The organism is Streptomyces sp. NPDC045846, from assembly GCF_056431605.1.
The window spans coordinates 1-16,901 of record NZ_JBWKKJ010000042.1 but is presented as its reverse complement, the minus strand read 5'-3'; the positions used below and the strand labels follow the sequence as shown (position 1 = coordinate 16,901).

General features: G+C 71.1%; 17 protein-coding genes and 1 pseudogene. 13 read left to right on the top strand and 5 right to left on the bottom strand.

Translation table 11 applies throughout. The features are described from left to right. Positions 1-236: 236 nt before the first annotated feature. From AC07F3_RS42115 to AC07F3_RS42105, 3 genes are read right to left on the bottom strand one after another with little or no spacing between them, the layout of a single operon-like run. Positions 237-1,328 carry a serine hydrolase domain-containing protein gene (locus tag AC07F3_RS42115; protein WP_479120398.1) on the bottom strand — a complete coding sequence of 364 codons (1,092 nt, stop codon included), beginning with the start codon at positions 1,326-1,328 and terminating at the stop codon, positions 237-239. 5 nt (positions 1,329-1,333) lie between these two features. Beyond that, positions 1,334-2,755: a UDP-N-acetylmuramate--L-alanine ligase gene (murC, locus tag AC07F3_RS42110; protein WP_479120394.1), complete on the bottom strand. Its 1,422-nt coding sequence runs from the start codon at positions 2,753-2,755 to the stop codon at positions 1,334-1,336. Positions 2,756-2,782: 27 nt separating this feature from the next. Beyond that, positions 2,783-3,943 carry a branched-chain amino acid aminotransferase gene (locus AC07F3_RS42105; protein ID WP_479120396.1) on the bottom strand — a complete coding sequence of 387 codons (1,161 nt, stop codon included), beginning with the start codon at positions 3,941-3,943 and terminating at the stop codon, positions 2,783-2,785. 147 nt (positions 3,944-4,090) lie between these two features. On the opposite strand from AC07F3_RS42105, the pseudogene AC07F3_RS42100 reads away from it, so the two are divergent. The 13 genes and pseudogenes from AC07F3_RS42100 to AC07F3_RS42040 form a co-directional block, all read left to right on the top strand. Then, positions 4,091-5,128 (top strand): annotated as a pseudogene (locus tag AC07F3_RS42100) (threonine/serine dehydratase); the annotation flags it as partial. A 112-nt stretch (positions 5,129-5,240) separates the two neighbouring features. Continuing rightward, complete coding sequence (locus AC07F3_RS42095; protein WP_479120392.1) at positions 5,241-6,089, top strand: SGNH/GDSL hydrolase family protein; 849 nt, start codon at positions 5,241-5,243, stop codon at positions 6,087-6,089. A gap of 14 nt (positions 6,090-6,103) precedes the next feature. Continuing rightward, positions 6,104-7,357 carry an acyltransferase family protein gene (locus tag AC07F3_RS42090; protein WP_479120391.1) on the top strand — a complete coding sequence of 418 codons (1,254 nt, stop codon included), beginning with the start codon at positions 6,104-6,106 and terminating at the stop codon, positions 7,355-7,357. Between the two features lie 203 nt (positions 7,358-7,560). Continuing rightward, positions 7,561-8,034: a GerMN domain-containing protein gene (locus AC07F3_RS42085; protein WP_479120390.1), complete on the top strand. Its 474-nt coding sequence runs from the start codon at positions 7,561-7,563 to the stop codon at positions 8,032-8,034. Between the two features lie 141 nt (positions 8,035-8,175). Then, positions 8,176-8,865: a response regulator gene (locus AC07F3_RS42080; RefSeq protein WP_479120389.1), complete on the top strand. Its 690-nt coding sequence runs from the start codon at positions 8,176-8,178 to the stop codon at positions 8,863-8,865. Beyond that, positions 8,862-10,343, top strand: a complete 1,482-nt coding sequence (locus AC07F3_RS42075) for an ATP-binding protein (protein WP_479120387.1) — start codon at positions 8,862-8,864, stop codon at positions 10,341-10,343. The genes AC07F3_RS42080 and AC07F3_RS42075 overlap by 4 nt, the downstream gene beginning before the upstream one ends. After that, entirely contained in the window at positions 10,340-10,840 is a 501-nt protein-coding gene (locus AC07F3_RS42070; RefSeq protein ID WP_479120386.1) for a GerMN domain-containing protein, read from the top strand. The genes AC07F3_RS42075 and AC07F3_RS42070 overlap by 4 nt, the downstream gene beginning before the upstream one ends. Before the next feature lie 220 nt (positions 10,841-11,060). Beyond that, on the top strand, positions 11,061-11,294 hold the full coding sequence (locus tag AC07F3_RS42065; protein WP_479120384.1) for a hypothetical protein: 234 nt from the start codon (positions 11,061-11,063) through the stop codon (positions 11,292-11,294). Positions 11,295-11,368: 74 nt separating this feature from the next. Beyond that, entirely contained in the window at positions 11,369-11,980 is a 612-nt protein-coding gene (locus tag AC07F3_RS42060; protein ID WP_479120383.1) for a trimeric intracellular cation channel family protein, read from the top strand. A 148-nt stretch (positions 11,981-12,128) separates the two neighbouring features. Beyond that, positions 12,129-12,710: an acetate uptake transporter gene (locus AC07F3_RS42055; RefSeq protein ID WP_479120381.1), complete on the top strand. Its 582-nt coding sequence runs from the start codon at positions 12,129-12,131 to the stop codon at positions 12,708-12,710. Between the two features lie 100 nt (positions 12,711-12,810). Continuing rightward, positions 12,811-12,978, top strand: a complete 168-nt coding sequence (locus AC07F3_RS42050) for a hypothetical protein (protein WP_479120380.1) — start codon at positions 12,811-12,813, stop codon at positions 12,976-12,978. Between the two features lie 273 nt (positions 12,979-13,251). Then, on the top strand, positions 13,252-13,680 hold the full coding sequence (locus AC07F3_RS42045; protein WP_479120379.1) for an SSI family serine proteinase inhibitor: 429 nt from the start codon (positions 13,252-13,254) through the stop codon (positions 13,678-13,680). Positions 13,681-14,376: 696 nt separating this feature from the next. Beyond that, positions 14,377-15,411: an alpha/beta hydrolase gene (locus tag AC07F3_RS42040; protein ID WP_479120377.1), complete on the top strand. Its 1,035-nt coding sequence runs from the start codon at positions 14,377-14,379 to the stop codon at positions 15,409-15,411. Between the two features lie 185 nt (positions 15,412-15,596). On the opposite strand, the gene AC07F3_RS42035 is transcribed toward AC07F3_RS42040, so the two are convergent. Together AC07F3_RS42035 and AC07F3_RS42030 are read right to left on the bottom strand one after the other, a co-directional pair. Then, positions 15,597-15,836 carry a hypothetical protein gene (locus AC07F3_RS42035; protein WP_479120376.1) on the bottom strand — a complete coding sequence of 80 codons (240 nt, stop codon included), beginning with the start codon at positions 15,834-15,836 and terminating at the stop codon, positions 15,597-15,599. A gap of 357 nt (positions 15,837-16,193) precedes the next feature. Continuing rightward, positions 16,194-16,559 (bottom strand): ATP-binding protein, encoded by a 366-nt coding sequence (locus tag AC07F3_RS42030; RefSeq protein ID WP_479120375.1) that lies wholly within the window; start codon positions 16,557-16,559, stop codon positions 16,194-16,196. Positions 16,560-16,901: the final 342 nt, after the last annotated feature.

The following is a 16,901-nucleotide window of genomic DNA, read 5'->3' as shown; positions in this document are numbered from 1 at the left end:
GACGACCGGCTCCTCCACGGCCCCGTGCTCGGTCATGGTCTCACTCATCAGGCGTCTCCTTGATCATCGGATCCGCCGTCTATTGGACACTCCCGGAGATTCCGCCCTCCCTCCAGTGGCTCAGCGCCCGCCTCGCAGGCGACTGAGGTTCACGGGTGCCGTGTCGTGTACCCGGGCTGTTCGCTGTGCATCAGGGGGCGCAACGCTCGTGTGTGTCTGGCGGCCGTCCTCGGAGTTCAGCCGAATATCAGGCCGCGGAACGCGTCGCGGATTTCGGTCAGCGGGCCGCGGTGGCGGGAGTAGTAGACCTTGTTGGTGAGCAGTACCGCCCAGCGGCCCTGGCGGGGGCAGATCCACAGACCGGTGCCGGTGAAGCCGTAGTGGGCCCAGATGTCGGACGCGGACTCGGTGCCGGGAGCCAGGTGCCACAACAGGCCTCTTGCAGGCGTGAGTTGGCCGGTGTGGACCTGGAGCGAGAAACGCGTCCAGGCCGGGCTGACCGCGGGGCCTGCTCCTGGGCTGGGAGATCCGAGCAGATGGGTCAGGAAGCGGCCCACGTCCTGGGCGTGGGAGAAGAGACCCGCGCTGCCGCACGAGAGGCCGAGAACGCGGGCGGAATAGTCGTGGACCGTGCCGCGGGGGCGCAGCCCGGTGTCTGGGTCGCGTTCGGTAGGGGCGCAGGCGGCGCGGCGGGCGCGGGGGAGGGGGCCGTAACCGGTGGAGGTGAGACCGAGGTTGCGCCACAGGGGTGCGGCCTGTTCGGCGAGTTGGTGTCCGGCGAGGTGCTCGGTGAGAAAGCCGAGGATCATCGCGGCGCGGTCGGTGTACTCCACGGCCTCGCCGGGCGGACGGCGCAGCGGCTCGGTGAGGATGCCGCGTCGGACGGCGGCAGGGTCGGTGCCATACAGGGGCTTGAGCTGGGCCCGCAGCGGGAGGCCCGCCGTGTGGGTCAGCAGATGCCGGGCGGTGAGGTCTGCGACGGGGTGTCCCGCGGTCGCGGGCCAGTAACTGCCCAGCGGGGCGTCGAGATTGAGCAGGCCGCGCTCCCACAGGGCGCCGACGCATGTCCAGGTGACCAGGATCTTGGTGAAGCTCGCCACGTCGAACAGTGTGTCCGGGCGCATCCGGTCGGTGCTGGCGTCCGGGTCCAGCAGGCCCGTGGCGCCGAGGTCGCGCAGTCCCCCCGAATCGCCGACCGCCCAGGTGGCGCCGGGGTAGACGCCGCGATGGACGCCGTCCTCGATCAGGCGGCGTACAGCCGTGGCGGGGTAGGCGCGGCGGTGGGCGGCGTCCGTGGTGCGGGGCCGCTGGGCGCCGGCCGGGGACAGGCGGGTCACCGGGAGATGGCCCGGGCCGAGAGGTGGCGGAGAATCTCCGGCCCGGCCAGGGTGATGTCGCCGCCGCCCATGGTGACGACGATGTCACCGGGCCGGGCGATCGCGGCGATCGCGGCGGGGGTTTCGGCGAGGGTGAGGACACCGTCGGCGGCCGCGCCGGCCGCGCGGGCCGCGTCCACGATCAGCTGGCTGCTGACCCCGGGGATCGGTTCCTCGCGAGCCCGGTAGATGTCCAGGACCAGCGAGGCGTCCGCGAGGGCCAAGGCCCGGCCCATGGCGGCGCCGAGGGCCCGGGTACGGGAGTAGAGGTGGGGCTGGTAGGCCACGAGGAGGCGCGCGTCGCCGTGGGCCTGACGCAGGGCGGCAAGATCGGCGGCCATCTCGGTGGGGTGATGGGCGTAAGTGTCGACGACCCGCACCCCGGCCGCCTCGCCCTTGGACTCCAGTCGGCGCTTGGCTCCGGTGTACGCGCCGAGGGCCGGGGCGACGCGGTCGAGCGGGAGGCCTTCGGCGAGAGCGGCAGTCAGGGCGGCGACCGCGTCGTGCGCGTAGTGCGTTCCCGGCACGGAGACCGGGAATGTGGTGGTCGTCGCGTCCGTATGGATGGTGACGAGGCTCGTACTGCCGCGGGCGGCGACGTCGAGGATCTGGACGTCGGCCCCGGCGGACGTACCGTAGGTCAGCACGCGTGGGGGCCGCGGGCCCGCCAGGACACGCCGGGTCACCTCCCGGGCGCCGGGCTGGTCCGCGGAGACGACGAGGGTGCCGCCGGGCGCGAGATGGCCGAGGAAGGTCTCGAAGGAGGTGTAGATCTCCTCCAGCGTCGCGTAGTTGGCGTGGTGCTCGAACTCGATGTTCAGGACGATCGCGGTGTGCGGCCGGTAGATGTGGAAGCTGTGGTCGCTCTCGTCGGCCTCGGCCACGAACAGCTCGCCCCCGCCCTGGTGGGCGCCCGAGCCCGGGGTGTTGAGATCGGCGCCGATGGCGTACGAGGCGTCCTCGCCCATCGCCGTCAGCGCCGTGGCCAGCATGGAGGTGGTGGTGGTCTTGCCGTGGGTGCCGGCCACCGCGATCGTGCGGAATCCCTCCATCAGCGCCGCCAGCGCGTGGGAGCGGTGGATGACGGGAAGAGCTCGGCGAACGGCGCGCGCCAGTTCCGGGTTGGTATCGGGGATGGCGCTGGAGATCACTGCGCACGTGGCGTCGTCCGGCAGGTGGGTGGCGGCGTGGCCGGTGTGCACGGTGGCGCCGAGACCGCGCAGCGCCTGGGCCGCCGGGTTGTCGTCGCGGTCGCTGCCCGATACGCGGGCGCCGCGCTGGAGGAGCAGTTTGGCGATGCCGGACATGCCGGAACCGGCGATACCGATGAAGTGCGGGCGCTGGTAGGGCGCGGGCAGAGGAGGGGGGAGGGGAAGCATCTGGGCCGAATCCTTGTGGTGGGGCGGTCAGTTGGTGGGGGCCGGGGCGGTGAGCAGGGCGCGCAGATCGACACCGGGGCGGCTCAGCGCGACCGGGCCGGGCCCGCCCAATTCGGTGAGCCAGCCGTGCGGATCGGGCGCGGTGCCCGATTGGAGTGCCTGGAGTTCGTCGCGCAGGCGGGTGGTGACCGGGCCCGGCCCTCCCGTTCCGGTGGTCCACGCACCGTGCGCGGAGCGCACCGTGCCGACGGGGGTAACGCCTGCGGCCGTACCGCAGGCGAAGACCTCCGTGAGCGCGCCGCTCTCGGCGTCCCGGCGCCACTCGTCGACGCCGACGCGTCCCTCGTCGGCGCGCAGCCCCAGGTCGCGGGCGAGGGTGAGCAGAGAGGCGCGGGTGATGCCGGGCAGCAGAGAGCCGGTCAGGGCCGGGGTGACCAGCCGGTCCCCGTACACGAAGAAGAGGTTCATGGCGCCCATCTCCTCCACCCAGCGGCGCTCGCGGGCGTCCAGCCAGACGACCTGGTCGCAGCCGTGCGCGGTGGCCTCGGCCTGGCCCATCAGGGAGGCGGCGTAGTTGGCGCCCGTCTTGGCGGCGCCCGTCCCGCCCGGCGCGGCCCGCGTGTACTGGTGCGAGATCCACACCGAGACGGGCTGTGTCCCGGACGCGAAGTAGCTCTCGGTGGGCGAGGCGATGACGACGTACAGGTACTCGGCCGATGCCCGGACGCTGAAGCCGCGTTCGGTGGCGAACAGGAAGGGGCGCAGATAGAGCGAGTGGTCGGGCCGGGACGGCACCCAGGCGCGGTCCGCGCTGACCAGGATGTCGAGCGAGGCCAGGAAGGCGTCGACGGGCAGCTCGGGCATGGCCATCCGGCGGGCGGAGGCCTGGAAGCGGCGGGCGTTCTCGTCGGGGCGGAAGGCGACCGTCGCGCCGTCGGGGCGGCGGTACACCTTGAGGCCCTCGAAGACGGACTGCGCGTAGTGCAGGGTCATGTTGGCTGGGTCGAGCGGCAGTGGCCTGTACGGGGAGAGCCGGGTTGTGTGCCAGCCGCGCTCCGCGTCCCAGCCGATGGTCACCATGTGGTCCGTGAAGTATCGGCCGAACCCCGGGTTCTCGGGTGCCTTCTCGGGTCCGTCGGGGTTCGCGTCGGATGCGCTCACGGGTGGTGCGGTGTGGGTCGCAGGCATCATCGGGGTCCTTTCTGGCTGCCTGTCCCCGACGGTAAGGATCCGATATGACCGTTTCATGATGACTTCACCCCGGACGTGTTTGCAGTTCGTCCGCATCCGGTGAGAGCGCCGGTGATGTCGTGCGCGCGCGGTGATGCTGGCGGCATGATCCATGATCCGGACGCTCTTTCCCCCGCCCCGGCAACGGCCCGTCTCGCACGGGCCGCTTCATCACCCGGCGTCCCAACCGGCCTTTGCGTTAGGCCAGTTGACGCCCACCGGGCCACCCCGACGCTCGCCGACATCCGCGCCGCCGGGGACCGTCTCGCCGCGGTGGTGCACACGACGCCCCTGGAAGGGAGCCGCCACCTGTCCCGCCTGGCCGGTGTGCCGGTCCGGCTCAAGTGCGAGAACCTCCAGCGCACCGGCTCGTTCAAGCTGCGCGGTGCCTACGCTCGGATCGCCCGGCTCACCCCGGCCGAGCGGGCGGCCGGGGTGGTCGCGGCGAGCGCGGGCAACCACGCCCAGGGCGTGGCCCTCGCCTCCGCGTTGTTGGGTGTGCGCGCGACGGTGTTCATGCCGAAGGGCGCGCCCGAGGCAAAGACCGAGGCGACCCGTGGCTACGGGGCCCTCGTGCGGTCGGCCGGGGACGTGGTGGACGAGACACTGGCTGTCGCCCAGGAGTACGCCCGCCGCAGGGGCGCCATGTTCATCCACCCCTACGACCACCCGGACGTCATCGCGGGGCAGGGCACGCTCGGCCTGGAGATCCTTGACCAGTGCCCTGAGGTGGGCACGGTCGTGGTGCCGGTCGGCGGCGGCGGACTCGCCGCCGGGGTCGCGCTCGCCGTCAAGGCGCTCCGCCCCGAGGTCTGTGTCGTCGGGGTGCAGGCGGAGAACGCCGCCGCCTACCCGGCCGCGCTCGCGGCCGGGCGGCCGCTGACGGTTCCTGTGCGCCCCACGGCCGCGGACGGCATCCGCGTCGCCCGCCCCGGCGATCTCCCCTTCCGCATCGTCAGGGAACTGGTCGACGAGGTGCGCACCGTGACCGAGGACGAGCTGCGCGCCGCCCAACTCACCTGCCTGGAGCGGGCCAAGCTCCTGGTGGAACCGGCCGGCGCCGCACCGGTCGCCGCCCTCATGGCCGCACCGGGCAGTTTTCGGGGGCCGGTCGTCGCCGTGCTGTCAGGTGGCAACGCGGACCTGAGCCAACTGGCCGGGCGACTGCACCGCCAGTTTGAGCGCTCTTTCCCCGTTGTATGAGCAAATGATGACAAGGCGGCTTCGTGCCTGCTCAGGGTGTTTTTCTGGTGCCATGAACAGCAACCGTTACGCCCGCAACAGGCGTCGCCCCATCCGTCGCCTCTCCCTATACAGCCTGCGTGCCGTGGCCGCGGCCGCCGTCCTCGGCACGGCGGCGGTCGGCTGCGGAGGCCAGGGCAAGGGCGCCGGGAAGCCCGACTCCGACGCCGCGGCGCGGACGGACCAGAGCGCACGGGGCACTGGTGTGAAGGTGCTGTGGCTGGGCGACTCGATCGCCGACGCTGAGGCCCCGCCGCTGGAGGCCGCGCTGAAGGCGGGCGGCGCCGCGTTCAAGACCATGGCGTCCCCGGGCGGTGGCTCGGTTGTCGAGGGTGAGTACGCCGAGATGAACGGCGCCCAGAGCACCTGGCGGGACCTCCCCAAGGCCATCGGGGACTTTCGCCCGAGTGTGATCGCCTACCAGATCACCACCTATGACTGGGGCAGCCAGGCGCAACAGAAGACCTCGTACGAGAAGTTGGCCAAGGCCGCCAAGGATGCCGGAGCCAAGTTGGTGCTCGTTACGAACCCGCCCTTCGACGACACCTCCGGCCCGTACAAGAAGTTCGGGAGCAAGCTCAAGAGCGCCCCGAAGGCCGCCAAGGAGCTCGCCGACGCGAGCAGCGGCACGGTCGCTTTCCTCGACTCCTCCGCCCTGTGGGGCAGCGACTACAAGGACAAGAAAGCGCAGCGCTCCGAGGACGGCATCCATTCCTGCCAGCAGGGCTCGGCGGCGTTCGCCAAGTGGTTCACCGATCAGCTCGGTCGGCTGGCCGGATTCACGCCCGCGCCGGCGGACAAGTGGGCCCAGGGCTCGTGGACCGGCGACGCTCGCTACGGCAAGCTCAAGTGCGGCAGCTGAAGGGCTGGTCCGCCATGAACACCTCCATGGATGCCCCGCTGCCGCCGGCTTGCGACCGCCTGCTGTTGGGCCGGCACCGCGCACCGCAACCTGGTGGCGCGGGCCATGCGCACGTCGCTGCCCTCGACGGGTTGCGCGGCTTCGCGGTCGCGGCCGTACTGCTCTTCCACGCCGGACACCTGAGCGGCGGGTTTCTCGGCGTCGACCTGTTCTTCGTGCTGTCCGGGTTCCTGATCACCGGCCTGCTGCTGCGTGAGAAGGACGGCGGCCGCATCGCGCTCGTCGCGTTCTGGGTGCGCCGGGCCCGGCGGCTGCTGCCCGCCCTGATCAGTGTGCTGGTGGCCGCCGTGGCCGCCACCTGGGCCGTGGGCACCGTGGCCCAGTTGCGCTTCGCCCTGGACGACGTGCCGTGGGTGGCGGCCCAGGCGGTCAACTGGCACTACATCACCGAGCAGATCGGCTACTGGAACGCCTCCGAAACCCGTGTCTTCGCCCATCTGTGGAGCATCGGCGTCGAGTGGCAGTTCTACCTGCTCTGGCCGCTCATTGTGGCCCTGGCAGCGCGCGGTCGGCATGCCCAGCACCTCGTGGCCGCCCTCGCCGGGGCGGGTGCGCTGGCCTCCCTCGCCGTCATGATCACGCACAGTGGTGCGGTGGACACCACCCGCGCCTACGAGGGCACCGATACCCGCGCCTTCGCCCTGCTGCTCGGCGCGGTCGTGGCCACCGCCCCCGTACGTGACCTGGCCGCCCGCATCCCGCGCCGCGCGGCCGACCTGCTCTGCCTGATCCTGGCGGCGGGCCTCGGAGTGTCGTGGGTGGTGACCGACGGCGAGAAGACGCCCCAGTTGTACACCGGAGGCCTGTTCGCGCACTCGCTGGCCGCGGCTGTACTGATCGTGCTCATGGCCCGGGTGCCCGGCACCCGGGCGGCACGGATCGCAGGCAGCGGCCTGCCGCGCTGCCTGGGCGAGTTGTCCTACAGCCTGTACCTGTGGCATTGGCCGGTGTACCTGCTCCTGTTGCCCCGGCTGTCCGATCTCGGCGACTGGGGAGCCACCGCTGTGGCAATCGCCCTGTCACTGGCTGCCGCCGCGGTGACCAAACACGTGGTGGAGGACCCCCTCCGGTTCCGCTCCGGCTGGGCGGCCGGGCGCCGCGGCCTGATCGCGGTGGCGGCTCTTGCACTGACCGGCACCGTCCTGTGGGCGGCCATCCCCGTACCCGCCGCGGGCGCGGGCACCGTCGACATCAGCCAGCTGCGATGAAGGCGCGACCCGGCAGACGGACCCCGCCATGGTCACGTTGCGCAACTGGCACCCCAGAAGAGCCGGTTGCCATAGGAGCGAAGGGCCCCGAGGAGGCGCTGTGGGGCGTCGCTCCCACTGGATGTCCGAGTCCTCGGCGTCACGGCCGGACAGTGCTGCGTTGCCTGCCGTGGCTGGCGACGGCCGCTCTCGCGGGGTGCGGGGTGGCGGACACCGGACCCCAGTCGGCCGGAGCGGCGTTGGCGCGCGGGCGGGCAGCCGGCCCCGGCCCCGTTGAACGCGTCTACTTCATCGCACCGCACGGCACGTGGCCGGTGCTGCGCCCCGCGCCGCCGGGGGCAGGACCCCAGCATGCTCTGGAGGCCCTGCTGGCCGGCCCGATGCCCGCCGAGCGGTCGCGCGGCCTGACCACCGCGCTGCCCGGCGGCCGCCACCAGGTCACGGTGCGGACGGGGCAGGGCACGGTCGAGGTGTCGCTGCCGTGGACGGCCAGCGAACTCGACCGCCGTGCGGTCAGCCAACTGGTGTGTACGGCCGCCGCCGCACCGGGCGTGCCCGGCGGCAGGCCCTCGGCGGAGGTCGTGGTCCGCATCCACGAGTCGGGCGAGACCGGGTCGGGCTGGCCACTCATCTGCGACGCCACCGCCACGGCCGTCCCCCAGCAACCAGGCACCTGACCTCCGTCTGCGCTGCGCGGGACGACCCGGCCGACGACCGTGAACAACGCCAACACCGGTGCCCAGGAACGACATTGCACCCCGTCGGCGCCATCGAGCCACGAAGCGGCCCACTCCCGCACCAGAGAAAGGATCCCGTCCATGCCGCGTGTTCTGTTGATCGAGGACGATCCGGCTGTGCGCCGCGGTGTCGTCCTGGGCCTGACCCGCCGCGGGCACGAGACTGAGGCGGTCGGCACCGGCGAGGAGGGCCTGGAAACGCTCGCGGCGTTCGAGCCGGACCTCGTGCTCCTGGACCTGATGCTGCCCGGCATGAATGGCCTCGAGGTGTGCCGCCGCATCCGTGAGACGAGCCAGCTGCCCATCGTGATCCTCTCCGCGCGCGGCGAGGACATGGACGTGGTTGTCGGTCTGGAGGCGGGCGCCGACGACTACGTGGTCAAGCCCGCCAGCGGTGTGCTCATCGAAGCCCGCATGCGCGCTGTCCTGCGCCGTGTCTCCCCCTCCCAGGCCGCAGCCGCCACTGGCGCACCCGTCGAGGCCGGAGCCCTGGAGATCGACCGCGGCGCGCTGCGGGTGCGCAAGCACGGCCAGGACCTCGCGCTGGCCCCGTCCGAGATCAAGCTGCTGCTGTTTCTCAGTGCCGCACCCGAGAAGACCTTCAGCCGCCAGCAACTCCTCGAAGATGTCTGGGAGTACAGCTTCTACGGGGACCCCCGGGTGGTTGACGCCTGCGTCATGCGGCTGCGCGCCAGAATCGAGGACGACCCCCGCCGGCCGGTGTACGTCCAGACCGTGCGGGGCTTCGGCTACCGCTTCGGGCCCCTGTGACCGCGCCCGCCCAGCGGCAGGCGGCGGCAGTCGCGCGACGCGCCCGCTTTCCGCTGTTCCGGGGCGGGCTGCGCGCCCGGCTGGTCGTCGGGTTCCTGCTGGTGGCGGTGGCCAGCGCCCTGACCACCGCCACCCTCACTTTCCGGCAGGCCCGCGAGTCCATCCTTCAGGGCGTCCAGGACAGTGCCGTACGCGATCTCCGCTCCCAACTCGCCTCTCTTACACCGGACATGCCCGCCGCTCCCTCCGACATCGACCTGCGCTCCCTCACCCTCGCCCTGGACCGGGCGGGCGGCTCACGGGACTGGCACACCTCGGCGGCGTACGGCAACCGGCCTCCGGTCACCGCCACCACCACCGGTGTGCCGGAGCCGTCCGGGATGCGCCGCACGGCCGCGGGCGCCACCACCGCCCTCATCCAGCGCTTCCACCACGAGCGCGAGCCTTGGCTCGCCATCGCCCTGCCCGTCACCAGCGACGACGCCCCCCGCAAGGCGTCCGGTCTGGTGGTGTACGCGACGTTCTCGCTCGCCCAGCAGCAACACGACATACGCGCCCTGATCTCCGCCGCACGAGCCGGAGTCCTGCCCGTCGTGTTCCTCTCCGTCCTGCCTGCCCTGTTCGCGGCCCGCCGCGTGCTGCGCCCGGTTCACCAACTGCGCGGCGCCGCCGAGAAGATGTCCACGGGCGCCCTGGACACCCGTATCGCCGTCACGGGAACCGACGAACTCGCCGGGCTGGGAACAGCGTTCAACACGATGGCCGCCGCCCTCCAGGCCGACGCCGCCCAGCTGCGGGACATGGAGGCCAAGGCGCGGCGCTTCGCCGCCGATGTCTCCCATGAACTGCGCACCCCGCTCGCCGCGATGACCGCGGTGACCGACGTGCTGCACGACGAGGCGTCCTCCGGCCACCTGGCCCCCGAGGCGGCGGAGGCCCTGCACCTGGTCGCCGACGAGACCGGAAAACTCGCTCGCCTGGTGGAGGACTTGATGGAGATCTCGCGCTTCGACGCCGGCGCGGCCTCGCTCCATCTGGACGAGATCGACGTGGCCGAGTTCATCGGCAGGACACTGGCCATGCGCCACTGGCACGACCGGGTGGAAGCCGACGTCCCCCCGGACCTGCGGGCCGGCCTCGACCCGCGCCGCGTCGACGTCATACTCGCCAACCTCATCGGCAACGCCCTGCGCCATGGCGGGCCAACAGTTCACATCCGGGTCGATGCCCAGCTGACGGGCGAGCATCTCGTGGTCAACGTGGCCGACGATGGACCCGGCATCCCCGACGATGTCTTGCCGCACATCTTCGACCGCTTCTACAAGGCGGACGCCGCACGCACCCGCTCCGACGGCAGCGGCCTCGGCCTCTCCATCGCCGACGAGAACGCCCGGCTGCACGGCGGCACCCTCACCGCCGCCAACGCGCCTGCGGGCGGAGCGGTGTTCACCCTCACCCTGCCGCGGCGGTCACGATGAGCCGCCGTGCCGTGCCCGCGCTGCTGGCGGCCTGCCTCCTGTTGGGCGGATGCGGCATCGGTGACACCGCTCCGTCCGCCGCCGGTGCCCCTGCTCCAGGCCTGCGCTCGACGCACGGCCGCGCGGACGTGCTCCACCTGTACTTCTACTCCCCGAGCGGCCTCCAGCCCGTGTCCCGACCGTCCTGGTCGGCCGGTGACCCCCAGGCCGCGGTTGACCTCCTGCTGGAGGGCCCCGATCGCGCGGAGCGTGCCCGCGGCCTGGGCAGCTTCCTTCCCCTGGGCACCCGCCCCAGGGCCCTGGCCACGGTCACCGGACCCGGCACGGTGGAGATTCAACTCCCCCCGGTATGGCGCCTCACCACGACCGCCCGGCGCCAGCTCGTCTGCACCGCAGCCGACGCGGTCGCCACCGACCCGATCCCTCTCACGAACGTCCGGGTACGCCTCCTCGCATACGGCAGTCGGCAGGCTTCGCCGGAAGCATGTATTCCGTGACGAAGCGGGCCGCAAGCCGACGCGAGCTTGGTGTTCGTGCCGCCCCTCCGATCGGCCGGACCGGCGATCTCGGAGCCGCCGCACGGGCGTTTCGCGAGGGCGGGATGGAGTCAGACTCCAGCGGGGAGAGGCTCGAGCCGATCGGAACTCATCCTTCCGGTTATCTGGTCCTGGCCCAACAGCCGATGCGCGGGGCGCGGCCGGCGCCGATCATCAAGGGATGCACCCTTCCCGTCGCTTCGCGGTGGGCACCGCGCTCGCCGGGACTTTGACCGCCGTGCTGCTTGCCGCACCGGCCGCCACCCCCACCGACGCCCCACGCCGTCCCGCTCCCCCCGCCTCGGCCTCCGACGTGGACACCGGGGGCGATCCCGTCCTGGACGCGATCGCTGTCTCGCTGACAGCCGCCGTCTCCGCCGCCGGGCTGCTCGTGGCCCGCCGCCGCGCCCGCTGAGAGCCCGCGTCCGGCCCAGCGCCCACCGCACCGTCCCGCACCCGTTTTCGCCTGCCGTTTTACGAGGAACTCCGATGCTGCACATCCTCTACCTGATCGGTGTCGCCGCGTTCGCCGCCAGTGGCGTGCTTGCCGCGCACCGCGCCCGCATGGACCCCTTCGGCGGCCTGGTCCTCGCCTTCGCCGCCTCCGTCTCCGGCGGTACAGTGCGCGACCTGATCATCGACCGGCACCCCCTGTACTGGACACACGACTGGGTGCTGCTCACCGTCATCGCGGGCACTGCCGTCGCCACCATGCTCTACCTGCGCCGCTGGGCGCTGCCGCACCGCTCCCTGATGGTCGTGGACGCGATCGGGCTCGCGGTGGTCACGGTGATAGGCGCCCGCGCCGCCGTCGACGCCCACGTCACCCCGCTCGCAGTGGTCATCCTTGCCGTCCTCACGGGCGTCACCGGCGAAGTGGTACGCGACGTGCTGTGTGGCCAGTTCCCGCCCTTGCTGCTGCGCGAGGAGGTGTACGCGACCGCCGCGCTCGCCGGTGCCGCCGGCTATCTGCTGCTGCACTGGCTGGCGGCGGGGGCGCTGACCACCACGCTGGTCTCCGCAGGGTTGGTACTGGTCCTGCGGCTCACCGCGGTCTTCCGGGACCTGCACCTGCCACCGCTGCGGCAGCCCGTGCACTGAGCGCGATGGGACCATCGGCATGGGGTACATGTAGCCCGGCTGCCCTAATACCTGGCATCTCAGGACAATCGGCCCGATGCGCGCAGCGCACCGCAGACGCACACTTCGCGAGAAGAGCCATCTGCCCACCCCCGCGAAGAGACATCCTGTGACCACCACCTCTGCCCAGACCGCCCCCACCAACACCCCCAAGCCCATCGCCGACCCGGGCCCGCTCGGACTCGCCGGGTTCGCCACGACGACGATGGTGCTGAGCTGCTTCAACGCTGGGCTGCTCGACACCCGCCTCACGGGCGTAGTCCTGCCCCTCGCCCTCTTCTACGGCGGGCTGTGCCAGCTCCTTGCCGGACTGTGGGAGTTCAAGAAGGGCAATACGTTCGGAGCCACCGCCTTCTGTTCCTACGGTGCGTTCTGGATGGCGTTCTGGCTCTACGCCACCCACGTCGAGGCCGCCCTCCCGGCCGACCTCGCCCACCAGGCACTCGGGCTGTTCCTGCTTGCCTGGACGATCTTCACCGCCTATATGGCGGTCGCGGCCCGCACGATCAACCGGGCCACGTTCGCCCTGTTCACCTCGCTGGCTGTCACCTTCGCGCTGCTGACGATCGGCGCCTTCGGCGAGGCGGGGACGGTGACGAAGGCGGGCGGCTGGTTCGGCCTGCTGACCGCCGCCATTGCCTGGGGCATCTCCTTCACGACCGTCAAGACGTCGACCGCGCGTCAAGGGTGACCGCCGGGGCCCGCCCGGCCGCCCCGCTCCTGTATGAAGGCCGGACCGGGGCGGCGGGGCAGCTGGTTCCGCCAGGGGAAGGCGACGCAGACGATCTGCGATGACTTGGAGCCGGGTCGCGCCGTGGGCGGTCCCTGCCGGGTTCCGGACGGGTGCCACTGAACGCGGCACAGGCCTGGGTCTCACCATCGCCGCCGACCAAACCCGCGTTCTCGGCGCCGAACTCCAGGTCGCCCACGCCGCCGTCAGCGGAACCACCGACGCCTGAGGGTCCGTTTCGGGCGAGATGGGCTGGCCGGGACTGTCCCTTCCGACATCGCTCACATGCACAGTTGCGCCGCTCACCCTCGTCCCAGCGCGACCAGAAGAGGGACAACTACCGTGAAGTGTCCCAGAGTTGGCCCAACATGAATGAGAGCGACATCAGGCCACACGATCGTGACGTTGCGTGCCCAGATCAGCCCTCACGGTAGTGCCGAGGCAGGGAGGTTGGGCGACACTTCCCCCGTCGGCATGATCCACGACCAAGGAGTGACCTTTGATGCGCACCACGACCAGGCGAGTGGCAGCCGTGTCCGCCCTCGCCGGGGGCCTGATGATGATCACTGCGGGCGTCGCCGCGGCCAGCCCCTCGCCCTCCCCCGCGCCTCAGTCCAGACTCGTCATAGGCATGGGGCACGGCGACAGCTCCCAGAGCATGCGGGCCGAGCGCACCGTCACCCTGGGCTGCGCGCCGTCGGTGACTGGAGACCACCCGCACGCCGTCAAGGCCTGCGAGGACCTGATGCGAGTCGACGGCGCTTTCGACAGCCTGGCCGGCCTCAACCAACACAAGGCCTGCACCCTGGAGTACATGCCGATCACCGTAACCGTGGACGGCTACTGGAACGGCCATCGCATCAGCTACGAACACACCTTCCCGAACGCGTGCGTCAAGGATGCGAACTCCTCCTACCTGTTCCGGATCTGACTCGACAGACCGGCCAACCCGCCTCGCCCCGGGCACACATGATGTCCGGGGCCTGATATATGCATGTCCCCCCTCGGCAAGGCACTACATGCGGGGGCTCCTACAACGGCATCCCGAGAAGCGGCTCTGCATACGGCGGCGGGCCAGTGGAAGTTCGCCCTACGGTGCTCCCTTGTCCGTCGCCCCCTGGACGGCAGGGCACCGACAAGGGCGTCCCGCCAGGAGTGACGGCGCTCATCGAATCCATGCTCGCCACGGCCACGGCGCGTCAGGCGGCGCGGGCGGCTCCCATCAGCCGTCGCGGCACGTACAACTCGGGTATGTGACGGCGCCTGGGCACCGGTCCCGCTGCCCGCGGTCTTCTCTTGGTCACCCACGACGTGATCCGCAGACGCGTGCTGCGGCAAGCGTGACTGCCCTGGTCACCTCTGGCGCCCTCGACTCCCGCGTGGGAACACGGGGCGCTGAACCGCATGCCGCCCCGTCAACCCCGCCCCACACGCCGGTGGATTCCGCGCGCCGCATCTGAGCCGCAGCCGCTGACTGCTTGATACGTCGTCGACGCATGACGCCCTTACCGTCGGAGAACACCCGCCGCCTCCGCGGCCCCACAGGCTCCGCCGTTCGCGGACCGTGACCCGAAAGGCCCTGGTCATGCCGTTCTTCGCCGCTGTCGTGCGCCGTAGCACTCTTGTGATGTCCGCCGCGGCTGCGTTCGCCGTGGTGACGTGCTGCGGTACGTCGGCGCCCGCCGCCGGCAGCGGCACGGCCGCGATCGCCCAGATATCAGCGCAGGCCGCCACGGGCCAGGTGGCCCAGCTCACCTACGATCTCGGCGAGGCCGCGTATGCGCCACCAGGCCTGGACGGCGAGCGCACGGAGCTGAAGGCTGCGGTCACCTACCCCCGCCACCTCGGCGAGGGCAAGCACCCGCTGGTGGTGATGATGCACGGTTGGGGCGACACCTGTGCCGCCGGGGACAAGCCGGTCCGCCCCTACCTGTGGCCGTGCGGCAACGGCGCCCGCCCCGTCGACAATTACCTCGGATACTCCTACCTCGCCCAGGCCCTGGCCGAGAAGGGCTACATCGCGGTCTCACTCTCGGCCAACGGCATCCAGGCCCACGAACACGGCCAAGGGCACCTCGCCCGCGCGGCGTTGCTCGACAAACACCTGGAAATGTGGCGGGACGCGGCCGCAGGGCAGGGGCCACTCAAGGGCCTCACGCAGTTCACCGGTCACGTGGATCTGACCCGGGTGGGGACCATGGGGCATTCGCGTGGTGGTGGGGGTGTCCTGGCCCAAGTCTTGGACAGCCGCAAGCCCCTGCCTGGTGTGACCATCAGGGGCACGCTGGCCCTAGCACCTGCCATGAACGGCATCGACTCCGGCAAGGAGCACATCACGGGCGTGCCCCTCGAGGTGATCGCCGGGACCTGTGACGCCATGTGGGACGACAGCGAAGTCCCCCTCGCCATGGCAGCCCACAATCCGCATGCCGAGCATCACGGCATCACCGGCGCCAACCACAACTTCTTCAACACGGTCTGGACTCCCGGCACGGGGCCCCGCTTCGCCACCGACGATGTCGTGGTCGAGCAGAGGAACCTGCCCGGTGGCCTGTGTCGGAGCACCAACAAGACAGGCAACCCGAAGCAGCTCACACCCGCTGAACAGCGCCAGGTAGCGATCCGCTATGCGACGGAGTTCTTCGACCGGTACGCGCGGTGACGTCATCGGTGCTGTCGGCGCCGTGCCGCACGTGGTTCCTCGCGCCGGGCGCCCTCCTTCGGCCGCCTCCGGGCCAGAGGCGGCGCAGCGTCGAAGTTCATCCGCACCTGAAGACATGAACGGGGCTCGTATCCCAGCGGATTCAGGCGGCCGGTACCGGTGTACGACCGGACGCGCAGCCTGACTCAGCGCGTGCGCTCGGGTGGAAGCGGATCCGGCGTCTTGACAGCAGCGTCGAGACGATGGCGCAGGAGGCGGCCGAATCTGCGGCCGACCAGACGGTTCAGGGTGGTGGCCAAGAGGAGTGACAGGAGCAGTCCGAGGGCGATGGTGGGGAGCAGGCCGAGCGCCGGGACGGACTTGAGGATGCCTCGCGTCAGAGATATGCCCAGGCTTTGGTGGACGAGGTAAAAGGGATAGGCCAAGGGCGCCCGCGTAGACGAGGGGACGTCGGTGGAGTCGGACTGGGGCAAAGGGCTCTCCCGTCGCGGGCGGCTGAAAGGTGGTGGGTGGGGGGAAGAGGGGGTGATGGCCCCTTGGCCGCGGGATGACAGAGGCGCGATGGACTTGTCCGACGCGCATGGCCATTCAGCCCATGAGCGACTTCATCTTCACGGGCGCCCGGGCGGGCCCCGCTCGCCGGAAGGCGATGCGAGGGGCGCTTGCCGGATCGAGGCCGGGCGGCAGAGCCGCTTCACGCGTGCTCCTCGGCGCGGGGGAGATTCGGGCGCAGGGGCTCGGATTCCGCCGCGGTGCTGCTGCGAGGGCGGGGTGGGCGTCTGTCAGGCCGTCGCGTGCCATTCGGCTCGGACAGTTTTGCCTTCCGGCCCGGGCAGCACGGTGAGCTTGGACGTGAGGTCTGCTGCGATATGCCAGCCCATGCCGCCGCCGCTGGACAGGTCTGGCTGCCTGGGCGTCGGCGGCGTGCGGCTGGTGTCCTGCACGTCGGCGATGAGCTGGGCGTTGTCGCTGTTCAGACGCAGGCGCCAGTACCCCCGTGCGGTATGGCGCACGGCGTTGCCGACCAGCTCGCTGATCACCAGTGTCACGGCGTCGCGGTCAGCCCAGGGGCAGAAATGCTGTACGTAGTCTGCGGCAGCGTGACGAGCCTTGGCGGGGTTTGCACAGTGGGAGTCGATGATCAGCACGGTTCTTCTTCGGGTTTCTGCTCGGGGGCGGAGACACACCGTGCGCGGGGCTAGAAGCCTCTGCCGCGGGACGGTGTATCCATTGCACCTCCCGAGCGTTGTCTGGGCATCGGCCATGAGGTCGGCTGCGTTCCCAGCCGTTCAGGGCCTTGGTCCCGTCTGGGACAGCCGATGGGCCTGCGGGACCTTTTGGCAGTCGCGCCACACATGTGCGTGTCGCGCTCGGGGCCGGTGGGCCATCGACCCCAGGGCGTGTGTGATGTCGTGATCAGTCGGCGGTTTTCACGAGGTCGTCGATCCAGATCATGGCGGCGCGGAGGTGGAGGCCGGCGAGGTAGCTGT